The sequence below is a fragment of the Candidatus Methylomirabilota bacterium genome (assembly GCA_035260325.1).
Classification (GTDB): domain Bacteria; phylum Methylomirabilota; class Methylomirabilia; order Rokubacteriales; family CSP1-6; genus AR19.
Window position 1 is genome coordinate 1 of the sequence record DATFVL010000254.1, and the last position, 7755, is coordinate 7755.

The 7755-nt window shown below is 70.8% G+C and carries 5 protein-coding genes; all 5 read right to left on the reverse strand.

The window, feature by feature from the left end; all coding sequences use genetic code 11:
- Nucleotides 1-516: MFS transporter (locus VKG64_16460; protein ID HKB26629.1), on the reverse strand; the 516-nt coding region annotated here is incomplete at its 3' end.
- A 33-nt stretch (nucleotides 517-549) separates the two neighbouring features.
- Nucleotides 550-3147: an ATP-dependent chaperone ClpB gene (gene clpB / locus VKG64_16465; protein HKB26630.1), complete on the reverse strand. Its 2598-nt coding sequence runs from the start codon at nucleotides 3145-3147 to the stop codon at nucleotides 550-552.
- A 7-nt stretch (nucleotides 3148-3154) separates the two neighbouring features.
- The gene (locus tag VKG64_16470) at nucleotides 3155-4180 is read right to left on the reverse strand and encodes a DnaJ C-terminal domain-containing protein (protein HKB26631.1); all 1026 of its coding nucleotides are present in this window, start codon (nucleotides 4178-4180) and stop codon (nucleotides 3155-3157) included.
- A 141-nt stretch (nucleotides 4181-4321) separates the two neighbouring features.
- Entirely contained in the window at nucleotides 4322-5785 is a 1464-nt protein-coding gene (locus VKG64_16475) for a Do family serine endopeptidase (protein HKB26632.1), read from the reverse strand.
- Nucleotides 5782-7686: an ATP-dependent zinc metalloprotease FtsH gene (gene ftsH, locus VKG64_16480; GenBank protein HKB26633.1), complete on the reverse strand. Its 1905-nt coding sequence runs from the start codon at nucleotides 7684-7686 to the stop codon at nucleotides 5782-5784. Before ftsH ends, VKG64_16475 begins: the two co-directional genes overlap by 4 nt.
- Between the last annotated feature and the right edge of the window lie 69 nt (nucleotides 7687-7755).

Genomic DNA, 7755 nt, shown 5'->3' on the forward strand with positions numbered 1-7755 from the left:
CCAGAAGAAGCTTCCCCGCCAGCCGAGCCACAGCGTGAGCGCTGTGGCGAGCGGGACCACGACGAGCTGGCCCGCCGACATTCCGCCCGCCGCGATGCCGATGGCGACGCCGCGCCGCGCCTCGAACCAGCGCGTCGCGACCGTCGCGGCCGTCGTCATCGCGACGCCGCCGGCGCCGAGGCCCATGAGCAGGCCCGTCGTGACGTACACATGCCAGAGCCGCTGGACGAAGGCCGCGCCGATCGCGCCGGCGCCCAGAAGGAGGAGCGAGGCCCCGACGACGCGCCTCGGGCCCCAGCGATCGGCCTGTCGGCCGACGAGCGGGCCGGTGGCGCCGAGCAGGAGCAGGGAGATCGCGGCGGCGCCGGAGAGCGCGCCGCGCCCCCAGCCGAACTCGGCCTCCATGGGCTTGATGTAGACGCCGAAGACCGAGCGGACGCCCGAGCCGGCCAGCATGCAGAGGGTGATCGCGCCGAGCACGATCCAGGCGGGGTGGAGCCGGGGACGGGGGGTCACGCGCTTAGGATGCCATGGCCCCCCGTCCTCGATTCAGTTCAGGACTTCCGCGGCCACCTCGCGCCTGAAGGTGAGGGCGTCGCCCACCGCGTCCACGACGACCGTGTCGCCCTCCTTGAACTCGCCCTCGAGCAGCCTGAGCGCCAGCGGATCCTGGATGAGCCGCTGGATCGTGCGCTTGAGGGGCCGCGCGCCGAACGTCGGGTCGTGGCCCTCGCGGCCGAGCAGCGCCTTCGCCGCGTCGGTCACCTCGAGCGTGAGGCGCTTGGCCTCGAGCCGGCGGCGGAGACGCCCGAGCTGGATCTCGACGATCCGCGCGAGCTCCTCGCGCCCGAGCGGGTGGAAGATCACCACCTCGTCGATGCGGTTGAGGAACTCCGGCCGCAGCGTGTTCCGCAGCTCCTGCATGAGGAGCGGCCGCACCTTGTCGGGCTTCTCGTACTCGCGGAAGATGTGGCTCCCGAGATTCGAGGTCATGATGACGACCGTGTTCCGGAAGTCCACCGTGCGGCCGTGGCCGTCGGTCAATCGGCCGTCGTCGAGGAGCTGAAGCAGGACGTTGAAGACGTCGGCGTGCGCCTTCTCGATCTCATCGAACAGGACCACAGAATACGGACGCCGGCGCACGGCTTCGGTCAGCTGGCCGCCCTCGTCGTACCCGACGTAGCCGGGGGGCGCGCCGATGAGCCGCGCCACCGTGTGCTTCTCCATGTACTCGGACATGTCCAGGCGGATCATGGCCCGCTCGTCGTCGAACAGGAACTCGGCGAGCGCCCGCGCGAGCTCGGTCTTGCCCACGCCGGTCGGCCCGAGGAACAGGAAGGAGCCGATGGGGCGGTTTTCGTCCGCGAGGCCGGAGCGCGCCCGCCGGACGGCGTTCGCGACCGCGCGGATCGCTTCCTCCTGGCCGACCACACGCTCCGCGAGCCGCTCCTCCATGCGGACGAGCTTCTGGATCTCGCCCTCGAGGAGCCGCGTCACCGGAATCCCGGTCCACTTCGCCACCGTGATGGCGATGTCCTCCTCGTCCACCTCCTCGCGCAGCATGCGGCCCTGCGCCCCGCGCTCGGCGAGACGCCCTTCGAGCTCGGCGAGCTGCTTCTCGAGCGCGAGGAGCGTGCCGTAGCGGAGCTCGGCGGCCTTCGTGAGGTCGCCCCGCCGCTCGGCCTCGGCCATCTGCTGCCTGGCGGCCTCGATCTCCTCCCTGACCTTGCCGAGCCGCGTGATGCCCTCGCGCTCGACCTGCCAGCGGGCCTTGAGCGCGGCGCCCTTCTCCTGGAGCTCCGCCAGCTCGGCGTCGATCTTCTGGAGCCGCTCGCGCGAGAGGGGATCGTCATCGCGCGCGACGGAGACGCGCTCGATCTGGAGCTGCATCACGCGGCGGTCGATCTCGTCGATCTCCTGCGGCTTGGACTCGATCTGGATGCGGATGCGGGCCGCGGCCTCGTCCACGAGGTCGATGGCCTTGTCGGGGAGGAACCGGTCGGCGATGTACCGGTGCGAGAGCACCGCCGCCGCGACGAGCGCCGTGTCCTTGATCTTCACCTTGTGGTGCGTCTCGTACTTGTCCTTGAGGCCCCGGAGGATCGCGATCGTGTCCTCGACGGACGGCTCGCGCACCATGACCGGCTGGAACCGCCGCTCGAGCGCGGCGTCCTTCTCGACGTGCTTGCGGTACTCGTCGAGCGTCGTCGCGCCGATGCAGCGGAGCTCGCCGCGCGCCAGCGCGGGCTTGAGCATGTTCGCCGCGTCCACCGCGCCCTCGGCCGCGCCCGCGCCCACGAGCGTGTGGAGCTCGTCGATGAAGCAGACGATCCGGCCCTCCGACTCGGTGATCTCCTTGAGCACGGCCTTCAGCCGGTCCTCGAACTCCCCCCGATACTTGGAGCCGGCGACGAGGGCGCCGATGTCGAGCGCCACGAGCGTCTTGCCCTTGAGCCCGTCCGGCACGTCGCCCGCGACGATGCGCTGTGCGAGGCCCTCGACGATCGCGGTCTTGCCGACGCCGGGCTCGCCGATCAGCACCGGGTTGTTCTTCGTGCGGCGCGAGAGGACCTGGATGACGCGCCGGATCTCCTCGTCGCGGCCGATGACGGGGTCGAGCTTGCCCTTGCGGGCGAGCTCCGTGAGGTCGCGCGCGTAGCGCTGCAGCGCCTGGTACTTGTCCTCCGGATTCGGGTCGGTGACCCGCTGGGAGCCGCGCACCTCGACGAGCGCCTTGTAGATGGCGTCCGGCGTGGCGCCGTGCTGCGCCAGGAGGCGCCCCGCGGCCCCGTCGCGCTCCTGCGCGAGCGCCAGCAGGAGGTGCTCGGTCGAGACGTACTCGTCCTTGAGACGCTCGGCCTCCGCCTGCGCGCGCGCGAGCGCCTTGCGCGTGCGCTCGCCGAGATACTGGCCGCTCCCGCCGGTGACCGTGGGGAGCTTCGCGAGCTCGGCCCGCAAGGCCTGCTGGATCGCCTCGCGCCGCGCGCCGAGCTTGGCGAGCAGCGGGCCGACGACGCCCTCGGGCTGCTCGACCAGCGCCGCGAGGAGGTGCTCGGGCTCGAGCGCCTGGTGGCCCTCGCGGTCCGCGAGCGACTGCGCCGCCTGCAACGCTTCCTGTGCCTTCACCGTGAACTTGTCGAGTCTCATGCTCCTCTCACCCCTGGTAGGCGCGCGGGTCGTCCCGCCTGAGCGCCCTCAGCTTTTCGTACAGCTCTTTCTCCGCCGCGCCGAGCTCGCTCGGCATGACGATCCTCACCGTCACGAGCTGGTCGCCGGCGCCCGCGCCCTTGAGGCGCGGCATCCCGTAGCCCGGCAGCCGGAACACGCGGCCGCTCGAGGTCGCCGCCGGGATCTTCATCGAGACCTTGCCCTTGAGCGTCGGCACCTCGAGCGTCGTGCCGAGCGCCGCCTCGGGGGCGGTGATCGGCAGCGTCAGGTGGACGTCGTCGCCCTTGCGCTCGAACATCGGGTGCGGGGATACGGTCACCTCGAGGTAGAGGTCGCCGCGCTCCCCGGCCCCGCCGCCGCCCTCGCCCGCGACGCGCACGCGCTGGCCGCTCCTGACGCCGGCGGGAATCTTCACGTCCACCTGGCGCCGCGCCCGCTCCCAGCCGTTTCCGTGACACGTGGCGCACGGCTGGCCCTTGACGTTGCCGCTGCCGTGACAGGTCGGGCACGGCTCGTCGAGGTCGAGCGCGAAGGTGCGGCGCGTGCCAGCGAACGCCTCCTCGAGCGTGATCTCGATCGCCGCCTGCACGTCCTGGCCTCGGCGTGGCCGCCGGGCGCCGAACCACTCCCCGGCGTCGAAGCCGGCGCCGCGCCCCGCGCGCCGGCCGCCGAGGTCGCCGAACACGGTGCGGAAGAACTCCGAGAAGTCTCCCAGGTCGCCGGGATCGCCCTGGTACTCGACCCTGAACCCGCCGCGATCTCCTGCCGGACCCTGCTGGACGTGGCGCTGCCAGTCGGGGCCGAGCGTGTCGTAGCGGCGGCGCTTCTCGCGATCCGAGAGAACCTCGTAGGCCTCGCCGATCTCCTTGAACCGCTCGCCGGCGTCCTTGGTCTTGGCGACATCCGGGTGGTACTTGCGCGCCAGCTTCCGGTAGGCGGACTTGATCGCCTTGTCGTCCGCGTTCCGGTCGACACCCAGAATCCGGTAATAGTCCTTGAACTCGACGCTCATCGGCGACTGATCCTACAAAGAATATAGCAGATAAGTTTAGTCTGTCTAGCTAAGATGCCTCAGCCACTGGGGTCAAGTGGCTGAAATAACGACCGTTTGGTGTTCCGGCGATCCCTATGGCCGGGCGGCGTCGCCCCCCGCTCACCCGCGGCCGAGCGTGAAGGCTACGTAGAGCGACATCGGGCCCCGCTGCAGGAGCACCGTGAGCCGGTCGCCCTCCTTCACGTCGCGCGTGAGGCGATCGAAGTCGGACATGCCGCGGATGTTCTGGCGGTTGATCTGCTTGATGATGTCGCCGCGCTGGACCCCCGCCTCGCCGGCCGGGCTCCCGTCCTCCACGCGCGCCACGAACACGCCCTCGAGCGAGCGCAGGTTGAGGCGCGCCGCCAGATCGGGCGTGATCGGCCGCACCTCGAGCCCGAGGAGCGAGCGGGGGCCGCCGGGGCGCCTCGACGCTTCCCGCTCGTCGGGCGCCTGGGCGATCTTCACCTCGATCGCCAGCTCCTTCTGCTCGCGCCAGACCTTGAGCTTCGCGACGCGGTCGGGCGCGGAGAGACCGACGGCGCGCTGCAGGTCGCCCGGCCCCTCGAGCCGCTTGCCGTCGAACTCGACCAGGATGTCGCCCCGCTGGATGCCGGCCCGGGCCGCCGGACTGTCGGGCACGACCTCGTTGACGAGCACCCCCTTGGCGTCGCGGGTCCCGAACTCGCGGGCGAGGTCGGGCGTGAGCGGCTGGATCGAGACGCCCAGCCAGCCGCGGGTCACGCGGCCCTTGTCGCGGAGCTCCGTGTAGATCTTCCGGGCCATGTTGGACGGGATCGCGAACCCGATGCCGGAGCCCCCGGCGACGATCGCGGTGTTGATCCCGATCACCTCGCCGTGCATGTTGACGAGTGGCCCGCCGGAGTTGCCCGGGTTGATCGCCGCGTCGGTCTGCAGGAAGTCGTCGAAGGGCCCCTGGCCGATCTGGCGGGCCTTGGCGCTGATGATCCCGGCCGTCACGGTCGCCTGCAGGCCGAACGGCGAGCCGACGGCGATGACCCAGTCGCCGACCTGCATCTTGTCCGAGTCGCCCAGCCGGGCGAAGCGAAAGGTGTTCTTACCGTCATCCAGCTTGAGCACGGCGAGGTCGGTCTTCTTGTCCAGGCCGATGACCTTCGCCTTGTGCTTGCTGCCGTCGAGCGTGGTGACCTCCATGTCGGTCGCGCGCTCGACGACGTGGGCGTTGGTGAGCGCGATGCCCGTGGGGTCCACGATGACGCCCGACCCCAGGCTCCGCTCGGGGATCCGCTCCGGCGCCTCGCCGAAGAAGCGGCGGTAGAACTCCTCGCCGAAGAACTCCTCGAACGGCGTGCGCCCCGGGAAGCCCCGCGACACGGTGTTGATGTTGACCACGGCCGGCTTGATCGCGTCCGCGACCGCGGCGAACGAGCCGCTCGGCAGCGGCATCTGCACCGGCAGGATCGGCGCCTGCGCCGCGGGCGCCGGGCCGAGCGCCTGGGCGCGGGCGTCGCCCCGGCCCTTGACCCATGCCCCGAGCGAGACGCCGACGACCAGGACCACGACGAGCGCCGCCAGGAACGTCCTCCGCCTGAGCTGGATCATCGCGCGGCCTCCTCCGTCACGCCCTCGCCCGCCAGCGCGCGGCGCAGCGCCTCGCCCTCGAGCGTCTCCGTGCGCTTCAGCTGCCCGGCCGCCGCGATCAGCACGGCCTTCTTGGTCGTGAGGACCCCGCAGACACGATCGTGGGTCCGGTCGAGGATCGCGCGGACCTCCTCGTCGATGGTCCGCGCCGTCGCCTCGCTGAAGTTCCGCTCGCCACCGAGCCCCGAGCCCTTGAGGAAGAGCGGCGTCGTGTCGCTGTAGGTCGCCAGGCCGAGCCGCTCGGACATCCCGTACTTGGTGACCATGAGGCGGGCGAGCTCGGTGGCCCGCTCGAGATCGTTGTGCGCGCCGGTCGAGACCTCGCCGTAGACGAGCTCCTCGGCGACGCGGCCGCCGAGCAGCACGGCGATCCGGTCCTCGAGCTCGCTCCGCGTGAGGAGGAAGCGGTCCTCGGTCGGCAGCTGGTAGGTCATGCCGAGCGCCGCCACGCCGCGCGGGATGATCGTCACCTTGTGCACCGGGTCGGCGTGCGGGAGCGACGCCGCCACCAGGGCGTGCCCCATCTCGTGGTGGGCGACAATATCGCGCTCCTTTTCGGATAGCACTCGACTCTTCTTTTCTAGTCCTGCAACAACTCGATCTATGGCCTCTTCGAAGTCGGACATCTCCACCGCGTCCTTTTCCTTGCGCGCGGCCAGCAGCGCCGCCTCGTTGACGATGTTGGCGAGATCGGCGCCGGCGAAGCCCGGCGTCCGCGCCGCGATCACGCCGAGGTCGACGTTCGACGCCAGGACGACGGCGCGCGCGTGCAGCCTGAGGATCGCCTCGCGGCCGCGCAGGTCGGGCTTGTCCACGACCACCTGGCGGTCGAAGCGGCCCGGACGCAGGAGCGCCTGGTCGAGCACTTCGGGGCGGTTGGTCGCGGCCATGATGATCACGCCCTTCGATGAGTCGAAGCCGTCCATCTCGGCCAGGAGCTGGTTCAGCGTCTGCTCGCGCTCGTCGTGGCCGCCGACGAAGCCCGTGGCCCCCGCGCGCGACTTGCCGATGGCGTCGAGCTCGTCGATGAAGATGATGCACGGCGCCTTGTCCTTGGCCTGCTCGAAGAGGTCGCGCACGCGCGCGGCGCCGACGCCCACGAACATCTCGACGAATTCGGAGCCCGAGAGCGTGAAGAAGGGCACGTCCGCCTCGCCGGCGACGGCGCGCGCGAGCAGCGTTTTGCCCGTGCCCGGCGGGCCCACGAGGAGCACGCCCTTCGGAAGGCGCCCGCCGAGCCGCTGGTACTTCTTTGGGTTCCGGAGGAAGTCCACGATCTCGACGAGCTCGGCCTTGGCCTCGTCCACGCCCGCGACGTCCGCGAAGCTGGTCTTCAGCTCCTTGCGGTCGAAGATCTTGTGCTTCGAACGGCCGAAGGAGAGGGCCTGCGTGGGGCCGCCGCCCACCCGGCGCATGAGGAACATCCAGAGGCCGACCATGATACCGAGGGGGAGCACCCAGCCGAAGAAGAGGTCGCGCACGAACGTGGACTCGACGCGGCCCGTGAACTCGACGTGGTGCTGCTCGAGCTCGCGGACGAGGGGCTGGTCGTCCACGCCGGGGATGCGCGTCGCCGTGAAGACGCGGACCGGGCCGTCCCCGCCGAGCCAGCGCCGGAGGCGGTCACCGGCCTCGCCGGGCGCCGTGGGCAGGGCGTCGGGCTTCGCGACGCCGCGGATCTCGCGGTCCGTCAGCGCGACCTTTTCGATCTTGTCGGCGCGCAGGAGCTCGAGGAACTTCGACATCGGGATCTCGACGGTGCGGGGCGCCAGGAGCCACGACTGGAGAAGCGACAGGACGACGGCCGCCACGAGGACGTAGGCGAGCGAGAACTGGAAGCGTTGGGAGAGCTGCGGCTTCATCGCGGGCTCCTCGTAGCGATGTTAATGTTCGGCCTCGCGTGTGTCAAACGCGTCCGGGTCGTTTTCCCT